The sequence below is a fragment of the Streptomyces sp. NPDC028928 genome (assembly GCF_055564915.1).
Map to the genome: position 1 here is coordinate 251895 of NZ_JBVHVI010000001.1, position 23869 is coordinate 275763.

Consider the following 23869-nt stretch of genomic DNA (forward strand, 5'->3'; position numbering starts at 1 on the left):
ACGCCTGCCCACACTTTGGAGGTACCCCCCATGTCCCGTCGCGACGGCGATGCCCTTCCCCTGACGGCGGCCCAGCGTGAGATCTGGCTCGCCGAGCAGCGCGCGCGGACGGCGGTCGACGCCTACCGCATCGGCGACTATCTGGAGGTCAACGGCCCGGTCGACGCGCGGCTCTTCGAGGCCGCGCTGCGCAGGGTGGTCGACGAGATCGACGCGCTGCACGTGAGCTTCGTCGACGACGGGCAGGAACCGCTTCAGGTCGTCCGTGGGGCATGGGACTGGGAACCCCGTCTGCTCGACGTGAGTGCGGAGCCCGACCCGCGAGCGGCGGCCCTCGCGTGGATGGCCCGGGACCGGATGCGTCCGCTGGACCTCGCGCGTGACCCGCTCTTCAGCTTCGCGCTGATCAGCCTCTCGCCGACACACCATCTCCTGTACCAGAACTACCACCATCTGGTGATGGACGGATTCGGCCTGTCCCTCGTCCGGCGGCGGTTGACGCGGATGTACACGGCGCTGGCCGCGGGCGGCCCGGTCTCGCCGTCACCGTTCCGTTCGTTGGCCGAGCTGGTCCGCAGTGACGCCCACTACCACGCTTCCCAGCAGTTCACCTCCGATCAGTCGTACTGGACGGAGCGGCTCGCCGACCGGCCGGAGCCCACTCGGCTCACGGGCCGGGCTCCGCGCGGTGAGAGCGGCCCGCACGCCTCGGTGGAACCGGCGGTGCTCCGCGTGGACGCGCTGCGAGCGGGGGTGGCACAGAGCCAAGTCCACTGGTCCCGTCCGCTGATCGCCGCGGCGGCTCTCTACGCACACCGGCTCACCGGGGACCGGGACGTGCTGATCGGCCTCCCCGTCACCGGCCGCGAGGGAGCCGAACGCGCGCTGCTGTCCACGCCCGGCACCGTGGCGAACGTGGTGCCCCTGCGCCTGCCGGTGCGACCGGACACCCGGTGGCACGACCTCGTCGCCGAGGTGGCGCGGGAGGCCGACGCGGCCCTCGCGCACCAGCGCTACCGCAGTGAGGGCCTGTTCCGGGACCTCGGTGTTTCCCGGACCGCCGGGGAGGCGTTCCCGCTCGTCGTCAACATCCTGGTCTTCGACTCCCCGCCGAGCTTCGCCGGGCATCCCGCCACGCTGCGCTACCTGCTCCCGGATCCGGCCACCGGGCTGGCCCTCTGGGTCACGGGCTGCCGGGGAGACAGTGAATTCCGGGTCGAGCTCAAGGGCGCGCCCGGGACCTGGAGCGAGGACGAACTCGCCGCCCACCAAAGGCGGCTGCTCGCGCTGATCGACACCGTCGCGGGCTGCGACCCGCAGGAGCCGGTCGGCCGGATCGGCCTGCTCGCCGCGGACGACGAGCGTGAGCTGCTGGCGCTGGGCGCCGGTCCGGTGACCCGGGTCTGTGCGGAGAGCCTGCCGGAGCTGCTGCGCGCGCAGGTGCGGGCGACGCCGGACGCCGTCGCGGTGGTGGGGCCGGACGCGTCACTGACGTACGCGGAACTGGACGCACGGGCGAACCGGCTGGCGCATGCCCTGATCGCCCGTGGGGTCGGGGCGGAGCGGCTGGTCGCGGTGGCCCTGCCGCGCTCGGCGGAACTGGTGGTGGCGATCCTCGCGGTGCTCAAGGCCGGGGCCGCCTACGTCCCGGTCGACCCGGAGTACCCTGCCGCCCGGATCGAGTACATGCTCGGCGACGCGCGGCCGGTCCTGGTGGTGACCGACTCCCGTGTCCGGGAGCGGCTGCCCGAGGCCGGTCCCGCCGAGCGGCTGGTGATCGACGAACCGGAGACGGCCGCGATGGTGGCGGGTTGTCCGGCAGTGGACCCGAAAGCGGCCGTCCATCCGGAGCATCCGGCGTACGTCATCTACACCTCCGGTTCCACCGGGCGGCCCAAGGGCGTGGTGTCGACGCACGGCGGCCTGCTCAACCTGGTCACCGACCAGCAGCAGACGTTGTTCCCGCCGCTGCTCGTGGACCGGCAGCGGCTGAGGGTGGCCCTGACCACGTCGGTCTCGTTCGACGCGGCCTGGAACCAGGTGCTCAGCCTGTTCGCGGGTCACGAGCTGCACGTCCTGGACCAGGCGACCTGGACTGACCCGGACGCCTTCGTCGGCTACGCCAGGCGCCATCGGCTCGACTTCATCGAGGCCACCCCGTCGTACCTCCGCGTGCTGGTCGCACAGGGGATGCTGGACGATCCGCAGTGGCGTCCCGCGATGGTCGCGGCGGGCGGGGAGGCTCTCCCGGAGCGGCTGTGGGAGCGGCTGCGCTCGGCCGACGGGGTGTCCTGCCAGAACTTCTACGGTCCGTCCGAGTGCACGGTGAACTCGGTGGTCGCACCGCTGGAGTCGAGCCGGCGTCCGGTGATCGGCCGGCCGGTCGCCAACACCCGGCTGTACGTGCTGGATGGCGCGTTGCGGCCGATGCCCGCGGGTGCGGCGGGTGAGCTGTACATCGCCGGCGCGGGCCTGGCGCGTGGCTACCTGAACCGGCCGGGTCTGACCGCCGAGCGTTTCGTGGCCGACGCGTTCGGGCCGGCCGGCTCGCGGATGTACCGCACCGGCGACCTGGTGCGGTGGGATCCGAAGGGGAACCTGGAGTTCCTCGGCCGTACCGACGACCAGGTCAAGGTGCGGGGCTTCCGGATCGAACTCGGCGAAGTCGAGGCCGTGCTCGTGGAGCACCCTCAGGTCGCGCAGGCCGCCGTTGTGGTGCGTACCGAAGGGGACGCCCGGCTGGTCGCCTACGTCGTGCCGGTGGCGGGTGCCACGGTGGCCGTATCCGCGCTGCGCGAGCACCTGCGCGAGCGGCTGCCGGAGTACATGGTGCCGACCGCGTTCGTGACGCTGGACGCGCTGCCGCTGACGCCGAACCGGAAGCTCGACCGACGGGCCCTCCCCTCCCCGGAGTACGCCTCGGCCACCCCGGGCCGCGCACCGCGCACCGGGACCGAACACTTGCTGGCCGGGCTGTTCGCCGAGGTGCTCGGGGTGGCCGAGGCCGGGCCGGACGACAGCTTCTTCGACCTGGGCGGGCATTCACTGCTGGCCACCCGGCTGGTCGCCAGGGCACGGTCGGCGCTGGGCGTGGAGCTGAGGCTGAGCGACCTGTTCGACGCGCCGACGGTGGCGGAACTGGCGGCGGTGGTGGACGCCGCGGACCGGGCACGGCCGGCGCTGGGGCGGTGCGAGCGTCCCGAGGTGATCCCGCTGTCCTTCGCGCAGCGCCGGTTGTGGTTCCTGCACCGCATGGAGGGCCCGGGCGCCACGTACAACATCCCGCTGGCGCTGCGGCTGTCCGGCGACCTCGACCAGCGGGCCGTGGAGGCCGCCCTGGCGGACGTGGTCGAACGCCACGAGAGCCTGCGCACCGTCTTCCCGGTGGTCGACGGCGTGCCGTACCAGCGGGTGCTGGACGTCGACGAGGCGCGGCCGCGACTGCGGGTGACCGAGGCCGGCGAGGGCGACCTGCCGGATCGGCTGGCGGAGGCGGCCCGGCACGGCTTCGAGCTCTCGCAGGAGCCGCCGCTGCACGCCGAACTGTTCCGGCTGGGGGCCGACGAGCACGTACTGCTGCTCGTGGTCCACCACATCGCCGGTGACGGCTGGTCGATGGGGCCGCTCTCGCGGGACCTGGCGACCGCCTACGCGGCGCGCTCCGAAGGGGCGAAGCCGGAGTGGTCCCCGCTGCCGGTGCAGTACGCCGACTACAGCCTCTGGCAGCGGGAGCTGCTCGGTGAGGAATCCGACCCGGACAGCCTGCTGAGCCGTCAACTGGTGTACTGGCGGGAGCAGCTGGCGGACCTTCCCGAGCAGATCGAGCTGCCGTTCGACCGGCCCAGGCCGGCGGTGACGTCGCACCGGGGCGCCCACCTGCCGTTGCGGATCGACGCCGAACTGCACCAGGGCCTGCGCGCGCTCGCCCGTGACGGCGGCGCCAGCCTCTTCATGGTGCTCCAGGCCGGGCTGGCCGCCCTGCTGAGCAAGCTGGGCGCGGGCACCGACGTACCCGTGGGCACGCCGATCGCCGGACGCACCGACGAGGCCGTGGACGACCTGGTCGGTTTCTTCGTCAACACCCTGGTGCTGCGTACCGATCTCTCCGACGACCCGACGTTCACCGAACTTCTGGGCCGGGTGCGCGCCGACGCGCTGGCCGCGTACGCGCATCAGGACGTGCCGTTCGAGCACCTCGTAGAGGCACTGAACCCGACCCGGTCGATGGCGCACCACCCCCTGTTCCAGAGCATGCTCGCGTTGCAGAACGCGCCGCTCGGCACGTTCGAGCTGCCGCGGCTGCGCGTGACGACCGACCTGGTCCATACCGGGACGGCCAAGTGCGACCTGACGTTCATGCTGACCGAACAGCCGGGCGCGCAGGGGCTGTCGGGCCTGGTGGAGTACAGCACCGACCTGTTCGACGCGGGCACCGTGGAGGGGATCGTCGAGCGGTGGCTGCGGCTGCTCCGCGCCGTGGTGGCCGACCCCGGCCGGCGGATCGGCCAGGTGGACGTGCTGTCCGCGGAAGAGCTGCGGGCGCTGCTGCCGGCCGTCGGCGGCCGGAGCGGGGAGTTGCCGGAGAGCAGCATCACCGCGCTGTTCGAGCAGCGGGTACGGGCGAACCCGGCGGCGGTCGCGGTGGTGAGCGGCGACGTCACGCTGACGTACGGCGAGTTGAACGCCCGGGCCAACCGGCTTGCGCACCACCTGATCGCCCGGGGCGTGGGACCGGAGCAGCTGGTGGCGCTGGCCCTGCCGCGCTCGGCCGAGCTGGTGGTGGCGGTCCTCGCGGTCCTCAAGGCGGGAGCGGCGTACGTTCCGGTGGACCCGCAGTATCCTGCCGCCCGGGTCGCCTACCTTCTTCGTGACGCCCGGCCGGCGCTGCTCGTGACGACGGGCCGCACCGGCGAACTGCCGGGTTCCGACCCGGTGGACCGGCTGCTGCTGGACGCCGCCGACCTGGGCGGGCTGCCGGAGACCGACCCGGAGGTCCCCCTCGATCCGGGCCACCCCGCCTACGTCATCTACACCTCCGGGTCCACCGGTGATCCCAAGGGCGTCGTGGTCCCGCACCGGAACGTGGTGCGGCTGTTCGGCTCCACCGAGAAGCTGTTCGGCTTCTGCGCCGAGGACGTCTGGACCCTCTTCCACTCCTACGCCTTCGACTTCTCGGTGTGGGAGCTGTGGGGCCCACTGCTGTACGGCGGCCGGCTGGTGGTCGTGGACCACGAGACCAGCCGCTCGCCCCACCGGTTCCTGGAACTCCTCGCCCGTGAGCGGGTGACGGTGCTCAACCAGACGCCGTCGGCCTTCTACCAGCTGATGCAGGCGGATGAGGACGCACCGCGGACCGGTCGGTCGCTCGCCCTGCGCACCGTGGTGTTCGGCGGCGAGGCGCTGGAGCACGCGCGGCTGGCGAGCTGGTACGAGCGACACCCGGACGACGCGCCGCGTCTGGTCAACATGTACGGCATCACCGAGACCACCGTGCACGTGACCCACGCCGCGCTCGACCGGTCCGGCACCGCCGCCGGCCAGATCGGCGCGGCCATCCCGGACCTGAGGACGTACGTGCTGGACACCCGCCTGCGGCCGGTGCCGCCAGGCGTGCCGGGCGAGCTGTACGTCGCGGGCGCCGGGCTGGCCCGCGGCTACCTGAACCGGCCGGGCCTGACCGCCGGGCGCTTCGTGGCCGACCCGTTCGGGCCGGCCGGTGCGCGCATGTACCGCAGCGGCGACGTCGTGCGCTGGTACGCGGACGGCAGCCTGCGGTTCGTGGGCCGGGCAGACGACCAGGTCAAGGTCCGCGGCTTCCGGATCGAACCCGGCGAGGTCGAGGCCGCGCTCGCCGCGCACCCCGGCGTCGCCCAGGTCGCCGTCCTGGCGCGGCAGGACCGCGCCGACGACACCCGGCTGGTCGGGTACGTGGTGCCCGCACCGGGGGCCGCCCCACGCCCGGCCGAACTCCGCGAGCACCTGCGGGAACGGCTACCGGAGTACATGGTGCCGGCCGCGTTCGTCACCCTGGAGAGCCTGCCGCTGACCGCGAACGGCAAACTGGACCGACGTGCGCTGCCCGCACCCGCGCCCGGCCCCGCTACGGCGGACACCGGCCGCCCGCCGCGGACACCGCAGGAGCAGATCCTGTGCGAGCTGTTCGCCGAGGTCCTCGGGGTGGCCGAGGCCGGTGTCGAGGACAGTTTCTTCGACCTGGGCGGGCACTCCCTGCTGGCGACCCGGCTGGCCGCCCGGGTCCGCGCGACCCTGGGGGTGGAGCTGGAGCTGCGCACCCTGTTCGAGGCCCCGACCCCGGCCGGCGTGGCCTCCGCCCTCACGGGTGCCCGCCAGGCGCAGCGGGCGTTGGTGCCCCGTCCCCGTCCCGAGCGGATCCCGCTGTCGTTCGCACAGCGGCGGCTCTGGTTCCTGCACCAGCTGGAGGGTGCCGGCGAGAATTACCACATCTCCCTGGCCTGGCGGCTGTCCGGCCCCCTGGACCGGCGGGCTCTGGAAGCCGCCCTGGCGGACGTGGCGGGCCGGCACGAAAGCCTGCGCACCGTCTTCCCGGTGGTCGACGGCGTGCCGTACCAGCAGGTGCTGGACGTCGTGGCGGGCCGCCCGCGGCTGGAGGTGAGCCGGACCACCGAGGCCGGGTTGCCGGGCGTGCTGGCGACCGCGAAGGCTCGTCCGTTCGATCTGGCGGTCGATCTGCCGCTGCGTGTCGAGCTGTTCGGGCTGGCGCCGGACGAACACGTGCTCCAGGTGGTGCTCCACCACATCGCGGGTGACGGATGGTCGCTGGGTCCGCTCACACGGGACCTGACCGCCGCCTACGCGGCGCGCTGCCGCGGCGAGGAGCCGCAGTGGGCACAGCTGCCGGTCCAGTACGCCGACTACTCCCTGTGGCAGCATGAGCTGCTCGGCGACGCCACCGACCACGAGAGCCTGTTCGCCCGACAGGCGGCCTACTGGACCGGGCAGCTGGCCGATCTGCCGGATCAGCTCCAGCTGCCCGGCGACCGGCCCCGCCCGGCGGTCGCCTCGCACCGGGGCGGCTACGTGCGCGCCGGGCTGGACGCCGGGCTGCACCGCGGTCTGCGCGAGCTGGCGCGCGGTCACGGGACGAGTCTGTTCATGGTGCTTCAGGCCGGGCTGGCGGCGCTGCTGAGCAAGCTCGGTGCGGGCGACGACATCCCGATCGGCAGCCCGATCGCCGGCCGGACCGACCAGGCGCTCGACGAGCAGGTCGGCTATTTCGTCAACACCCTGGTGTTCCGTACCGACACCTCGGGCGATCCGACGTTCGCCGAGCTGCTGGGCCGGGTGCGGGAGACCGCACTGGCCGGGTACGCCCACCAGGACCTGCCGTTCGAGTATCTGGTCGAAGCCCTCAACCCGGTGCGGTCGCTGGCGCACCACCCGCTGTTCCAGGTCATGCTGGTGCTGCAGAACGCGCCCCGAGCGGACTTCGCCCCGCCGGGGCTGCGCGTCGGCGAGGTGGAGCTGACCTCGACCACGTCCAAGTTCGACCTGGTCTTCTCGCTGTCCGAGCGGCAGGCGGGGGACGGCTCCCCGGACGGGATCGACGCGTTCGTCCAGTTCGCGAGCGATCTGTACGATCCGGCCACCGTCGATACGATCGTCGCGCGCTGGGTGCGGCTGCTGAGGGCGGCCGTCGCCGACCCGCAGCTGCGGCTCGGCCGCGTCGATCTGCTGGCCGTCGAGGAGCGTGCGGCGCTGCTGCCCGCCGTGGAGGGCGGGGCGGTCGCCGCGAGCCTGCCGGAGATGTTCGCGGCGCAGGTGACGGCGACGCCCGAGGCGGTCGCGCTGGCCGCACCGGGTGTGGAGTTGACGTACCGGCAGCTCGATGTGTGGGCGAACCGGTTCGCGCACGCACTGATCGCACGGGGTGTGGGTCCGGAGCAGATCGTGGCGGTGGTACTGCCGCGGTCGGTGGAGTTCGTGGTGGCCGTCCTGGGCGTCCTGAAGACGGGAGCCGCCTATCTGCCGGTGGATCCGGCGTATCCCGAGTCGCGGATCGCGTTCATGCTGGAGGACGCACGGCCGGCCGTGGTGGTCGACGACCCGGCGATGGTCGCCGACGTGTCCGAGTGGCCGGACACCGACCCCTCCGTTGCGGTGGACGCCCGGCACTCGGCGTACGTGATCTACACGTCCGGCTCGACCGGACGGCCCAAGGGCGTGGTGGTGAGCCACGCGGGCCTGCGGGGAATGGTCGCCGAACAGGTCGAGCGGCTCGGCATCGACACGGGCAGCCGGGTGCTCCAGTTCTCCTCGCCCAGCTTCGACGTCTCGCTGTGGGACCTGTGCGGCGCCCTGCTCACCGGTGCCACTCTGGTGCCGGCGCCCGCGGCCGAGCCGGTCGCCGCGCTGACCGACCCGGGCCTCGCTCTCACCCATGCGACGGTGCCGCCGTCCGTGCTGGCGGCGCTGTCGCCGGACGCGGTGGCCGTGCCGACGCTGGCGGTCGCGGGCGAGGCATGCCCGCCGGAGCTGGTGGCACGCTGGGCGCCGGGACGCCGGATGATCAACGCGTACGGTCCGACCGAGACGACGGTCATCGCGACGATGAGCGAACCGCTGTCGCCGGGGGCGGGCGCGGTGCCGATCGGCCGTGCCGTCGCCGGGTTCCGGGCGTACGTGCTGGACCAGCGGCTGGACCTGGTGCCGCCCGGTGTGACCGGGGAGCTGTACGTCGCCGGCCCGGGCCTCGCGCGCGGCTACCTGAACCGGCCCGGGCTCTCTGCCGGGCGGTTCGTGGCCTGCCCGTTCGGTGCGGCAGGTGAGCGCATGTACCGCACCGGGGATCTGGTGCGCCGGCGCGCCGACGGCCAGTTGGAGTACCTCGGCCGTGCCGACGACCAGGTGAAGGTGCGCGGCTTCCGGATCGAACCCGGCGAGATCGAGACGGCGCTGGCCACACACCCGCAGGTCGGTCAGGTCGCGGTGATCGCCCGGAAGGGCCAGGCGGAGGACACCCGCCTGGTCGCCTACGTGGTGCCCGCCACCGGCGCCGAGCTTCGGCCGGAGGAACTGCGCACCCACCTCCGCGCGTGGCTGCCGGACTACATGGTGCCCGCCGCGTTCGTCGCGCTCGACGCCTTGCCGTTGACCACCAACGGCAAGCTCGACCGGCACGCCCTGCCCGAGCCGGAGTTCACCTCCGGTGCGCGGGCCGGCAGGGCGCCGCGCACCCCGCAGGAACAGGTGCTGGCCGGGCTGTTCGCCGAAGTACTGGGCCTGACGCAGGTCGGCGTCGACGACAACTTCTTCGATCTGGGCGGGCACTCCCTGCTGGCCACCCGGCTGGTGGCCCGGATCCGGGCGACCCTGGGCGTCGAGCTGGCGCTGCACACCCTGTTCCGGACTCCGACGGTGGCCGGGCTGGCCGCCGTTCTCGGTGACGCCGGCCGAGCCAGGCTTGCCCTGGGCCGGGCGGAGCGGCCCGAGCTGGTGCCGCTGTCGTCCGCGCAGCGGCGGCTGTGGTTCCTGGACCAGCTGGAGGGCGCCGGAGCGGTCTACAACATGCCGCTGGCGTGGCGGCTGTCCGGACCACTGGACCGGGTGGCCCTGGAGAAGGCGCTCGCCGACGTCATCGACCGGCACGAGAGCCTGCGCACGGTCTTCCCGGCTGCGGACGGCGTACCGTTCCAGAAGGTGCTGGACCCCGGGGTGGTGCGGCCGAAGCTGCGGGCCACCCCGGCCGACGAGACGGACCTGCCGGAGCTGCTGGTGGCAGCCGCGGCGCGCGGATTCGACCTCGCCTCCGAGCCACCGTTGCGGGCCGACCTGTTCGAGGTGGCACCGGACGTACACGTGCTGCTGGTCGTGGTCCATCACATCGCCGGTGACGGCTGGTCGCTGGGCCCGCTGTCGGCCGACCTGGCCCTCGCGTACGCGGCGCGCCGCCGGGGCGAGGAGCCGCAGTGGGCGCCGCTGCCCGTGCAGTACGCCGACTACACCCTGTGGCAGCAGCAACTGCTCGGTGACCCGGCCGACCAAAACAGCCTGTTCGCCCGCCAAACGGCCTACTGGACCACGCAGTTGGCGAACCTGCCGGAGCAGATCCGGCTCCCCGCCGACCGCCCTCGCCCCGCTACCCCCTCCTATTCCGGCGGCCACCTCGCGATCGAGCTGGACGCCGAACTGCACGCCGGGCTGCTTCGCCTGGGCCGGGAGCACGGGGCCAGCGCCTACATGGTGCTGCAGGCCGCACTGGCGGCGCTGCTGGACAAGCTCGGCGCGGGCACGGACATCCCGGTCGGCAGCCTGATCGCCGGCCGGACCGACCAGGCCCTGGACGACCTCGTCGGGTTCTTCGTCAACACCCTGGTGCTGCGGACCGACACGTCGGGCGACCCGACCTTCGCTGAACTGCTGGGCAGAGTCCGGGAGAACGCTCTGGGCGCGTACGCGCACCAGGACCTGCCGTTCGAGCACGTCGTCGAGGCCCTCAACCCGTCCCGGTCGCTCGCGCGCCAGCCGCTGTTCCAGGTGCTGCTCGCGCTGCAGAACGTGCCCCGCACCGAGTTCGCGCTGGACGGTCTGGCCGCCGAGATCGTCCTGGTGCGGACGCCGACGGCGATGTTCGACCTCGGCTTCCACCTGCTGGAGCGGGGCGGCACCGGGGGGCCGGCCGAGGGCATCGTCGGGCGGGTCGAGTACAGCACCGACCTGTTCGACCACGCCACGGTGGAGGCGCTGGTCGCCCGGTGGCTGCGTCTGCTGGCGTCGGTGGTCGCCGAGCCGGACCGGCCGCTGAGCGGGATCGACGTGCTCACCGCCGAGGAGCGGCACGAGCTGCTGGTCGTGCGCAACGACACCGCGTGCCCGGCTTCCGTCACCGGCCTGCCGTCCCTGTTCGAGGCCCAGGTCCGGGCGACCCCGGACGCCCCGGCGGTGGTGTTCGAGGACACCGTGCTGACCTACCGGGAGCTGAACGGCAGGGCCAACCGCCTGGCGCACGCGCTGATCGCGCGCGGGGTGGGACCGGAGCAGGTCGTCGCCCTGCGGCTGCCGCGTTCCGCCGAGCTGGTGGTCGCCGTCCTCGCGGTCCTCAAGACGGGTGCGGCGTACCTGCCGGTCGACCCGGACTACCCGGCCGCCCGTATCGCGTACATGCTTCAGGACGCGCGTCCGGCCGTGGTGCTCGACGACCTCGCGGACGTCACACCGGACGGAGATCTGCCGGAGCGCGATCCGGCCGTCGCCGTGGACCCGCGCCACCCGGCCTACGTCATCTACACCTCCGGCTCCACCGGTCGGCCGAAGGCCGTGGTGATGCCCGCCGGCGGGCTGCTGAACCTGCTGGCGTGGCACCACAGGTCCGTGGGTGGCGGACCCGGCACGCGCACCGCTCAGTTCACCGCGATCAGCTTCGACGTCTCGGTGCAGGAGACCCTGTCCGCGCTGCTGTACGGCAAGACCCTCGTGGTGCCGACCGAGGAACAGCGCCGCAGTGCCGAGCTGTTCGCCCGCTGGCTGGACCGGCACGGGGTCGAGGAACTGTTCGCGCCCAACCTGGTGATCGAGGCGCTGGCCGAGGCCGCCGAGGAGGGCGGACTGGAGCTGCCGGACCTGCGGCTGATCGCGCAGGCCGGCGAGGCCATGCGCCTGGGCGGTGCGCTGCGCCGCTTCCAGGCCCGGCGGCCGGGCCGGGAGCTGCACAACCACTACGGCCCCGCCGAAACCCACGTGATCACCGCCTACCCGCTCCCGGCCGACCCCGCCGACTGCCCACTGCCGGTGCCGATCGGCCGACCGATCGCCAACTGCCAGGTGTACGTGCTGGACGCGGCACTGCGGCCGGTCCCACCCGGCGTGACGGGCGAGCTGTACCTCGCCGGGACGGGACTCGCCCGCGGCTACCTGAACCAGCCCGGGCTCACCGCCGCGCGGTTCGTCGCCAACCCCTACGGCCCGGACGGCGCGCGGATGTACCGCACCGGTGACCTGGTCCGCTGGCGCGCCGACGGCGAGCTGGAATTCGCGGGCCGGACGGACCACCAGGTGAAGATCCGCGGCTTCCGGATCGAGCCGGGCGAGATCGAGGCCGAACTGGCCGCGCGTCCGGGAGTCGCCCAGGTGGCGGTGCTCGCCCGGGAGGACCGGCTCGTCGCGTACGTCGTCCCCCTGGCCGGGACCGGGGTGACCGCGGCGACGCTGGCGGCGTACCTGCGCGACCGGGTGCCGGACCACCTCGTGCCGTCCGCGTTCGTGCTGCTCGACGCGCTGCCGCTGACACCGAACGGGAAGCTGGACCGGGCGGCACTGCCCGCGCCGGAGCCGAGCGCGACCGCCGGCAGCCGCGCGCCGCGCACGCCGCAGGAGCAGATCCTGTGCGAGCTGTTCGCCGAGGTGCTCGGCCTGCCCCAGGCGGGGGTCGACGACGACTTCTTCGACCTGGGCGGCCACTCCCTGCTCGCCACCCGCCTCGTCTCGCGGGTCCGGGCGACCCTCGGCGTCGAGCTGGAACTGCGCAGCCTGTTCCGGACGCCCACGCCCGCCGGACTCGCGGCCGGGCTGCATGACGCCGGCACCGCGCGGCAGGCCCTGGTCCCCCGGCCCCGCCGCGAGCCCATGCCGCTGTCGTTCGCGCAACGCCGGCTCTGGTTCCTCCAGCAGTTCGGGACGCCGAGCGCCACCTACCACATGCCGCTCGCCCTGCGGCTGTCCGGCGACCTCGACCGGGCCGCGCTGAGTGGCGCGCTCGCCGACGTGGTGTCCCGGCACGAGACCCTGCGCACGGTCTTCCCGCACACCGCCGGCGTTCCGCACCAGCGGGTGCTGGACTCCACCGAGGTCACTGTCCCGCTGACCGTGCGCGCGGCCGAGGAGGCGGAGGTTCCGGCCCTGCTGCGCGAGGCGGCGGTGCGGGGATTCGACCTGACGTCGGAACTCCCGCTGCGGGCGGAGCTGTTCGAGATCGAGCCGCAGGAGCACGTGCTGCTGCTGGTGCTGCACCACATCGCCGGTGACGGCTGGTCCATGGGCCCGCTGGCCCGCGACCTGGCCACGGCCTACACCGCCCGGCGGGGTGGTGAGGCCCCCGCATGGCCTCCGCTGCCGGTGACGTACGGCGACTACACCCTGTGGCAGCACGAGATCCTCGGCGACGAGCAGGACGCGGACAGTGTGTTCGCCCGCCAGGTCGCCTACTGGACCGAGGCGCTGGCCGGGCTGCCCGACCAGCTGCACCTGCCCGTCGACCGGCCGCGTCCGGCCGCCATGTCGTACCGCGGTGACCTGCTGGACGTGCGGATCGACGCCGAACTGCACGCGGCACTGGTGGAGTTGGCGCGGCGCACCGGCACCAGTCTGTTCATGGTGCTCCAGGCGGGCCTCGCCGCGCTGTACACGCGACTGGGCGCGGGCACGGACATCCCGATCGGAAGCCCGATCGCGGGCCGTACGGACGAGGCACTGGACGACCTGGTCGGGTTCTTCGTGAACACCCTGGTGCTGCGCACCGACACGAGCGGCGATCCGACATTCGCCGAACTGCTGGGGCGGGTACGGGAGACGGCACTCTCGGCGTTCGCCCACCAGGACGTACCGTTCGAGCACCTGGTGGAGGTACTGAACCCGTCCCGGTCCCTGTCCCACCACCCACTGTTCCAGACGGGGCTGGTCGTACAGAACGCGCCGGGCGGCGACTTCGAACTGCCCGGCCTGAGGGCCACCGGCATGGCCGTGCCCACCGGGACCTCGCGGCTCGACCTGACCTTCGGCCTGGCGGAGCAGCACGGGTCCGACGGCGCTCCGGCCGGGCTGAGCGGAGCGGTGGAGTACAGCACCGACCTGTTCGACCGCTCGACCGTGGAGGCCCTCTTCGCCCGGTGGACCAGGCTGCTGGCCGCGGTCGCGGCCGCTCCGGACCGACCGATCGGCGGGATCGATCTGCTGTCCGACGACGAGCGCCGCGCGCTCCTTCCCGCCGCTGAGAGCGGGGCTGCCGCCATGAGCCTGCCGGAGATGCTTGCGGCGCAGGTGGCGGCGACGCCGGACGCGATCGCGCTGGTCCACGGCGAGACCGAGTTGACGTACACCCAGCTCAACGCCCGGGCGAACCGGTTCGCGCACGCGCTGATCGCCCGCGGCGTCGGCCCGGAGCAGATCGTGGCGGTGGCCCTGCCACGGTCACTGGAGTCCGTCGTGGCCGTCCTGGGCGTACTGAAGGCCGGGGCCGCGTACCTGCCGGTGGACCCGGCCTACCCCCGCTCACGGATCACGTTCATGCTGGACGACGCCCGCCCCACCGTGGTCGTCGACGACCCGGCCATGGTCACCGAGGGAGACTGGCCGGACACCGATCCGCAGATCACCCTCGACGTCCGGCATCCCGCCTACGTGATCTACACCTCGGGCTCGACCGGCCGACCCAAAGGCGTCATGGTGAGCCACGCCGGTGTGCGGGGCCTGGTGGCGGCGCAGGTCGAGCGGCTCGGTGTGGCGCCGGGCGGTCGGGTGCTCCAGTTCGCCTCGCCCAGCTTCGACGCGTCGTTCTGGGACCTGTGCAGCGCCCTGCTCACCGGTGCCGCCCTCGTCCTGGCCCCGGTCGAGGACCCGCTGGCGGCTCTGACGGACCGCCGGCTCGACGTCACCCATGTGACGCTGCCGCCCTCGGCCCTGGCGGCGCTCGACGGCGCCGATGTCACGGTTGCCACCCTGGTGGTGGCGGGTGAAGCGTGTGCGCCGGAGCTGGTGTCCCGGTGGGCGGTCGGACGCCGGATGATCAACGCGTACGGTCCGACGGAGACGACGGTGTGCGCGACCATGAGCGATCCTCTCTCGCCGGGGTCGGGCCTCCCGCCGATCGGCCGACCGGTCGCGGGTTTCCGGGTGTACGTGCTGGACGAGCGCCTGCGCATCGTGCCGCCGGGCGCGGTGGGAGAGTTGTACGTCGCGGGGCCGGGCCTGGCACGCGGGTACCTGAACCGGCCGGGACTGACGGCCGGACGGTTCGTCGCCTGCCCGTTCGGCACGGACGGCGAACGCATGTACCGCACCGGCGACCTGGTGCGCCGGCGCGCCGACGGTGACCTGGAGTACGTCGGCCGCGCCGACCAGCAGGTGAAGGTGCGCGGCTTCCGCATCGAGCTCGGTGAGATCGAGGCGGCCCTGGCCGAGCACCCCGCCGTCGCCCAGGCCGCCGTCCTCGCGCGGGACGACCGGCTCGTCGGCTATGTGGCAGCGCGTCCCGACGCGGTCGTACGTCCGGCGGAGCTGACGGCGTACCTGCGCGACCGCCTGCCCGACTACCTGGTGCCGTCGGCGTTCGTGCTCCTGGACGTGCTGCCGCTGACGCCGAACGGAAAGCTGGACCGAGCGGCGCTGCCCGCGCCCGAGTCGGTCACCGCGGGGACGGGCCGGGCTCCGCGTACGCCCCAGGAGCAGATCCTGTGCGAGCTGTTCGCCGAGGTGCTGGGCGCTCCGCGGGTCGGGGTCGACGACGACTTCTTCGACCTGGGCGGGCACTCCCTGCTCGCCACCCGGCTGGTCGCACGGATTCGTTCGGTGCTCGGTGTGGAGCTCGGGTTGCGCGCGCTCTTCCAGGCGCCCACCGCGGCGGGGGTGGCCGAGGCGTTGGCCGAGGCCGGCCGCGCCCGCCCGGCGCTCACGGCACACGTGCGTCCGGACGCGGTACCGCTCTCCTTCGCCCAGCGCCGGCTCTGGTTCCTGCACCGCATGGACGGCACCGCCGCGACGTACCACATCCCGCTGGCACTCCGGCTGACCGGGACACTCGACGCGGCGGCGCTGGACGAGGCGCTCTGCGACGTGGTGGCCCGGCACGAGAGCCTGCGGACGGTGTTCCCGGAGGTCGACGGCGTACCGTGCCAGCATGTCCTGGCCCCGGGTGCGGCCCGGCCACGGGTACGGTCCACCGAGGCATCGGAGGCCGAACTGCCGGAGCTGCTCGCCGAGTTCGCCCGGCAGCCCTTCGACCTGGCGGTGGAACCGCCACTGCGGGCTCAGCTCTTCGCGCTCGCGCCGCAGGAGCATGTGCTGCTACTGGTGATGCACCACATCGCCGGTGACGGCTGGTCCACCGGCCCGCTGGCCCGCGACCTGGCCGAGGCGTACGCCGCCCGGTGCGAGGGGCGCGCACCGAGCTGGCCGGTCCTTCCGGTGCAATACGCCGACTACACGCTGTGGCAGCGCGACCTGCTCGGTGACGCCGCCGACCCGGAGAGCCGGTTCGCCGAGCAGCTCGACTACTGGAAACGGCAGTTGTCCGACCTGCCGGAGCTGCTCCAGCTGCCCACCGACCGGGCGCGGCCGGCCGTCGCCCGCTGGCACGGGGACCAGGTCGGCCTGGAGTTGAGTGCCGAACTGCACGCGGCGCTCGTGGAGTTGGCGCGGCGCACCGGCACCAGTCTGTTCATGGTGCTCCAGGCGGGCCTCGCCGCGCTGTACACGCGACTGGGCGCGGGCACGGACATCCCGATCGGAAGCCCGATCGCGGGCCGTACGGACGAGGCACTGGACGACCTGGTCGGGTTCTTCGTGAACACCCTGGTGCTGCGCACCGACACGAGCGGCGATCCGACATTCGCCGAACTGCTGGGGCGGGTACGGGAGACGGCACTCTCGGCGTTCGCCCACCAGGACGTACCGTTCGAGCACCTGGTGGAGGTACTGAACCCGTCCCGGTCCCTGTCCCACCACCCACTGTTCCAGACCATCCTGGCCGTGCAGAACGCGCCGATGGGCCGTTTCTCGCTGCCCGGCCTGGACGTCACCACCTACGCGGTGGCCACCGGGACAGCCAAGTTCGACCTCGGTGTGAACCTCGCCGAACAGTTCGGGCCGGACGGCAGCCCGGCCGGGATCGTCGGCGTGGTGGAGTACGCCACCGACCTGTTCGACCGGGACACGGTCGCCGCCCTCGCCCGGCGCTGGACGCTCCTGCTGGAGGCGGTCACCGCCGACCCGGCGCAGCCGATCGGTGGGATCGACCTCCTCGACGCCGACGAGCGGCACCGGCTGCTGGAGCGCGGCAACGCGACCACCCGTGAGGTGGGCGCCGTACCGGTGCCGGAGGCGTTCGCGGCGCAGGTGGCGGCGACGCCGGACGCGATCGCGCTGGTCCACGGCCAGACCGAGTTGACGTACACCCAGCTCAACGCCCGGGCGAACCGGTTCGCGCACGCGCTGATCGCCCGCGGCGTGGGCCCGGAGCAGATCGTGGCGGTGGCCCTGCCACGGTCACTGGAGTCCGTCGTGGCCGTCCTGGGCGTACTGAAGGCCGGGGCCGCGTACCTGCCGGTGGACCCGGCCTACCCCCGCTCACGGATCACGTTCATGCTGGACGACGCCCGCCCCACCGTGGTCGTCGACGACCCGGCCATGGTCACCGAGGGAGACTGGCCGGACACCGATCCGCAGATCACCCTCGACGTCCGGCATCCCGCCTACGTGATCTACACCTCGGGCTCGACCGGCCGACCCAAAGGTGTCATCGTCGCCCATGGCGGCGTGGCGAGTCTGGTCACCGCCCAGATCGAGCGGTTCGCGATCGAGCCCGACAGCCGCGTCCTCCAGTTCGCCTCGCCCAGCTTCGACGCTTCGGTGTCGGAGGTCTTCACCGCCCTGCTGTGCGGCGCGGCCCTGGTGCTGCCCCCCGCGGCGGACCCGGTCGCCGCGCTGACCGACCCGGACCTCGCGGTCACCCACGTGACCGTGCCCCCGTCCCTCCTGGCCACCGTGCCGCAGGACGCGCTGGCGGTGTCCACCCTGGTGGTGGCGGGTGAGGCCTGCCCTGCGGAGCTGGTGGACCGCTGGGCACCGGGCCGTCGGATGATCAACGCCTACGGTCCGACGGAGACGACGGTGTGCGCGACCATGAGCGCCCCTCTCACGCCGGGGTCGGGCGTGCCGCCGATCGGCGGACCGATCTCCAACGCCCGGGTGTACGTCCTGGACGAGCGGCTGCGGCCGGTGCCGCCGGGTGTCGCCGGGGAGTTGTACGTCGCGGGGGCGGGCCTGGCGCGCGGGTACCTGAACCGGCCGGGACTGACGGCCGGACGGTTCGTCGCCTGCCCGTTCGGCACGGACGGCGAACGCATGTACCGCACCGGCGACCTGGTGCGCTGGCGCGCCGACGGTGACCTGGAGTACGTCGGCCGCCACGACGACCAGGTCAAGGTGCGCGGCTTCCGGGTCGAACTCGGTGAGGTCGAGGCGGCCCTGGCCGAGCACCCCGCCGTCGCCCAGGCCGCCGTCCTCGCGCAGGACGACCGACTCGTCGGCTACGTCGTCCCGCGCCAGGAAGCGGCCCGGGACAGCGGCCTCGAAGCGGATCACGTGAGCGAGTGGCGGGACATCTACGACACCCTGCCCATCGCTCGCGAGGAAGCCTCGTTCGGCCAGAACTTCGTCGGCTGGAACAGCAGTTACGACGCCTGCCCGATCCCGCTCGAGCAGATGCGGGAGTGGCGGGACGCCACCGTGGCGCGCATTGTGGCCCTGCGCCCCCGCCGGGTGCTGGAGGTCGGCGTCGGCACCGGCCTGCTCCTGTCGCAGATCGCACCCCACTGCGAGGACTACTGGGCGACCGACTTCTCCGCCACCGCGATCGACGCGCTGGCCGCCCAAGTGGCGCGCGAGGAGCAGCTGGCCGAGCGTGTGGTGCTGCAGACCCGCCCGGCGCACGACACGGACGGGCTGCCGGTCGGTCGGTTCGACACCATCGTGATGAACTCGGTGGTGCAGTACTTCCCGTCCGCCGACTACCTCGCGGACGTGATCGACCGGCTCATGCGGCTGCTCGCCCCCGGCGGCGCGCTCTTCGTCGGCGATGTCCGCAACCTGCGGCTGCTGCGCCCGCTGGCGACGGCCGTCCAGCTCCACCGGGCCGACGACGGCGCCGACCTGTCCTCGGTGCGCCGTGCCGTGGAGCAGGCCCTTGTGCTGGAGAAGGAACTCCTGGTCGACCCGGACTTCTTCACCGTCCTGCGCGACCGCGGCATCGCCGGGGCCGTGGCCGTGGAGGTCAAGCGCGGCCGGCACCACAACGAACTCACCCGCTACCGCTACGACGTCACGCTGCACGACCAGTCGGCCGGCCCGGCGGCGTCGGCCGCGCCGCGGGAGCTGACGTGGGGCCGAGACGTCGCCGACCTCGCGGCGGTGCGCGAGCTGCTCGCCCGGCCCGGCTCGGACCCGGTGCGCATCACCGGTGTGCCGAACCGGCGCGTCGCCCGCGAGGCGGCACTGGCCCGCGCTGTGCAGAACGGGGAGGGCACGCTCGCCGAACTGCTGGACCGGCTGCACGGCCCGGACTGCGGCGATCTGCCCGACCCGGAGGACTTCCGTGAGCTGGGCGAACAACTCGGCCGCCGGGTGCACGTCACCTGGTCGGCCGACGCGCCCGACGCGCTGGACGTCGTCATCGGCGGCGTACCGGGAGACGCCCCCGTCGAGGCCTACCGGCCGCTGCGGCCGTCCGGCACCGCGCTGTCCTCGCTCACCAACCGCCCCACCGGCAGCCGCGCCACGGGCGCCCTCGCCGGCGCGGTCCGCGAACGGCTGCGCGACCGGCTGCCCGACTACCTCGTGCCGTCGGCCATCGTCGTCCTGGACGCACTGCCGCTGACCGCCAGCGGCAAGGTCGACCGCCGCGCACTGCCCGCCCCCGACCTGGGGTCGGCAGCGAGGGGGCGGGCGCCGCGCACCCCGCAGGAACAACTGCTCGCGGATCTCTTCGCCGACGTGCTCGGGCTGCCCAGGGTCGGTGTCGACGACAGCTTCTTCGACCTCGGCGGGCATTCCCTGCTGGCGACCCGCCTGGCCTCCCGGGTCCGGGCGGCCTTCGGCGCGGAGCTGGAGGTCCGCACGCTCTTCGAGCACCCGACCGTGGCCGCCCTGGCGGCCCGCCTCGACGGTTCGGTCACCCAGCGGCCCGCGCTGACGGCGCGTCCGCGCCCCGCGAGGATCCCGCTCTCCTTCGCCCAGCAACGGCTGTGGTTCCTGCACCGCATGGACGGGCCGAGCGCCACCTACAACATGCCGCTCGCGCTGCGCCTGGACGGCGAACTGGACCGGGCGGCGCTGCACGCCGCGCTCGCCGACGTGGTCGCCCGGCACGAGAGCCTGCGGACGGTCCTGCGGGAAGCCGACGGCGTGCCGTACCAGCTCGTGCTGAGCGCGGACGAGGCCCGCCCCGAGCTGCCGGTCATCGAACTCGATGACGTGCGGCTGCCCGGCCGGCTGGCGGAGGGGGCGCAGCGCGGCTTCGACCTGGCCGCGGAGCCTCCGGTCCGCGCGGAGCTCTACGCGCTCGCCTCCGACCGGCATGTGCTGCTGCTCGTGGTGCACCACATCGCTGCCGACGGCTGGTCGATGGGCCCGCTCTCCCGCGACCTGGCGACGGCCTACGCCTCCCGCTGCCGAGGCGAGGAACCGCCGTGGTCCCCGCTGCCGGTGCAGTACGCCGACTACACCCGATGGCAGCGCGATCTGCTCGGTGAGGCCACCGACCCGGAAAGCCTGTTCGCCCGGCAACTCGCCTACTGGAGCGAGGAACTGACCGGGCTGCCACAGCGGCTGAATCTGCCCACGGACCGCCCGCGGCCGGCGGTGGCCTCCCAGCGGGGCGGCCGGCTCGCCGTCCGGCTGGACGCCGAACTGCACCAGGCGCTGCGGGACCTGGCGACCACGCGCGGTGCCAGCGTGTTCATGGTGCTCCAGGCCGGCCTCGCCGCGCTGCTCACCCGGCTCGGCGCCGGCACCGATATCCCGATCGGCAGCCCCATCGCCGGGCGCACCGACCAGGCGCTGGACGACCTTGTCGGGTTCATGGTCAACACCCTGGTGCTGCGCACGGACACGAGCGGCGACCCCGGTTTCGCCGAACTGCTCGGCCGGGTACGGCACAAGGCGCTGTCCGCGTACGCCCATCAGGACGTGCCGTTCGAGTACCTGGTCGAGGTGGTCAACCCGGCCCGGTCGCTGTCGCACCACCCGCTGTTCCAGATCATGCTGGCCCTGCAGAACGCGCCGGTGGGCGAGTTCTCGCTGCCGGGGCTGTCGGCCGGCTACCTGGAGGCACCGACGGGCACCGCACGGGTCGACCTGACGTTCAGCCTGGCCGAGCAGTACCGCCCGGACGGCAGCCTCGACGGCATGGTCGGTGCGGTGGAGTACGCCACCGATCTGTTCGACCCGGGCACCGTGGAGCTGCTGTTCGCCCGCTGGGCGCGGCTGCTGCGCGCGGTGGTCGCCGACCCCGACCGGCCGATCAGCCGGATCGACATCATGTCCGACGAAGAGCGCCACCGGCTGCTGTACGAGTGGAACGACACCGCCGCCGAACTGCCCGAGGCCGCGCTGCCGGAGCTGTTCACCCGTCAGGTGCGAGCCACCCCGGACGCGGTGGCCGTCGTGGCGAGCGGCACGGAGCTGACCTATCGGCAACTCGACCTGCGGGCCAACCGCCTCGCGCGGGCACTGATCCGCCAGGGCGTGGAGCGGGAGACGCCGGTCGCGGTACTGCTGGAGCGTTCGGCGGATCTGGTCGTGGCGATCCTGGCGATCATCAAGGCGGGCGGCGCCTACGTGCCCCTCGACTCGCGCTTCCCGCAGTCCCGCATCGACCTGATCCTCCAGGAGGTTGGGGCCTCGCTGGTCCTCACCGAGGACGTGCTGACCGCGCTGATCCAGGCCGAGTCCGACTCCTCCGACCCTGAAGTGCTCTGCCGTCCGGAGCAGTTGGCGTACGTGATGTACACCTCCGGCTCGACCGGGCGGCCGAAGGGTGTGGCTGTCACCCACCGCGACGTGGTGGCCCACGCCCTGACCCCCTGCTGGCGCGACGGCGGACACGAGCGGGTGCTGCTGCACTCCCCCACCGCGTTCGACCTCTCGACGTACGAGCACTGGGTGCCCCTGCTCGGCGGCGGCCGGATCGTGGTCGCACCGCCCGGGCGGCTCGATCTCGACCTGCTGCACCAGGTGGTCGGCGAGCATCGGGTGACCGGACTGTGGCTGACGGCCGGCTTGTTCCGCCTGGTCGCCGAGGAGCGGCCGGAGCTGCTCGCAGGGGTCCGCGAGGTGTGGACCGGCGGTGACGTGGTCTCCCCGGCGGCCGTCGCTCGGGTGCTGGCCACCTGCCCCGGTATCACGGTGGTGAACGGCTACGGGCCCACCGAGGCCACGACCCTGGCCACCTGCCACCCGGTGCACACCCTCTCCGAGCACGCCGCGACCGTGCCGATCGGCCGGCCGATGACGAACATGCGCGCCTATGTGCTCGACGCGGCGCTGCGGCCGGTGCCGCCGGGCGTGGTCGGCGAGCTGTACCTCGCGGGGGTGGGCGTGGCGCGGGGCTACGCCGGCCGGCCCGGCCTGACGGTACAGCGGTTCACCGCCGATCCGTACGGGCCGGCCGGGAGCCGGATGTACCGCACCGGCGACCTGGCGTGGTGGCTGGCCGACGGCACGCTGGAGTTCGCCGGACGGGCCGACCACCAGGTGAAGCTGCGCGGCTTCAGGGTCGAACCCGGCGAGATCGAGGCGGTGCTCGCGGGCTGCCCGGGCGTCGCCCAGGTGGCCGTCGTCGTCCGCGAGGACCAGCCGGACGACAAGCGGCTCGTCGCCTACCTGGTCCCCGCTCCCGAGGGTGCCCCCGAGGCCGGCGAGCTGTCCGACCGGCTGCGTCGGGAACTGCCCGAGTACATGGTGCCGTCCGCGTTCGTCACCCTGGACGCGCTGCCGTTGACCGCCAACGGCAAGCTGGACCGGGCCGCCCTGCCGGCCCCGGATTACGGTGCGCCGGGCGCCGGACGCGGCCCCCGGACACCGCAGGAGCAACTGCTGTGCGACCTGTTCGCCCAGGTGCTCGGCCGGGAACAGGTGCACATCGACGACAGCTTCTTCGACCTGGGCGGGCACTCGCTGCTCGCCGCCCGCCTGGTCTCCCGCATCCGCGAGACCCTCGGCGTCGAGGTGGGCCTGCGCACGCTGTTCGAGGCGCCGACCGTGGCCGGACTCACGGAGCGCCTGGTCATGAACGATCCCGACGACGCGTTGGACGTCGTGCTGCCACTGCGCACGACCGGGTGCCGGACACCGCTGTTCTGCATCCACCCCGGCGGCGGCATCAGCTGGTCGTACAGCGGGCTCCTGAACCACATCGGTTCCGAGTACCCGGTCTACGCGCTCCAGGCGCGCGGCCTCGGCCGCCCCGAACCCCTGCCGACGTCCTTCGAGGAGATGGCGGCCGACTACGCCCACCAGATCCGCAAGATCCAGCCCGAGGGCCCGTATCTGCTGCTCGGCTGGTCCGCCGGCGGGCTGATCGCCCACGCGATCGCCTGCGAGCTGCAAGCACAGGGCGAGCGGACCGCGCTGCTGGCGATTCTCGACGCCTATCCGGTGAAGGACGTGGCGTTCGAGGAGGTACCCGTGCCCACCGAGCGGGACGTTCTCGTCGGTGTGCTCGACTGCAACCTGGACGAGCTGGGCGACCGGCCGCTGACCTACGGCGAGGTCGCCGAGATCCTGCGCGAGCGGGGCAGCGCGCTGGCCGGCCTGACAGGGCAGCAGGTGGAGGTCGTCGTCCAGATCATGATCAACAACGCGAAGCTGGCGGTCGACTTCGCCCCCGGCAAGTTCGACGGAGACCTGCTGCTGTTCAACTCCACGATCGACCGGGGCGAGGACAACGCCGGGCCCGGAACCTGGCGCCCGTACGTCACCGGCCGGATCGAGTCGCACGACATCACCACCCGGCACGACCGGATGACCCAAGCCGGCTCGCTGGCCCAGATCGGACCGATCCTGGCCGCCAAGCTCGCCGAGGCCACCGGTGACACCCCGCCCCGCAACCAGGAGGACTGATCCC

General features: G+C 73.2%; 1 protein-coding gene. It reads left to right on the forward strand.

The window, feature by feature from the left end:
• Nucleotides 1–30 precede the first annotated feature (30 nt).
• Nucleotides 31–23865, forward strand: coding sequence for a non-ribosomal peptide synthase/polyketide synthase (locus ACZ4U1_RS01270; protein WP_467898034.1), 23835 nt, complete (start codon nt 31–33; stop codon nt 23863–23865).
• Nucleotides 23866–23869: the final 4 nt, after the last annotated feature.

Coding starts and splice junctions, on each gene's coding strand:
- ACZ4U1_RS01270 (WP_467898034.1), top strand. CDS start 31: ATGTCCCGTCGCGACGGCGATGCCCTTCCCCTGACGGCGGCCCAGCGT.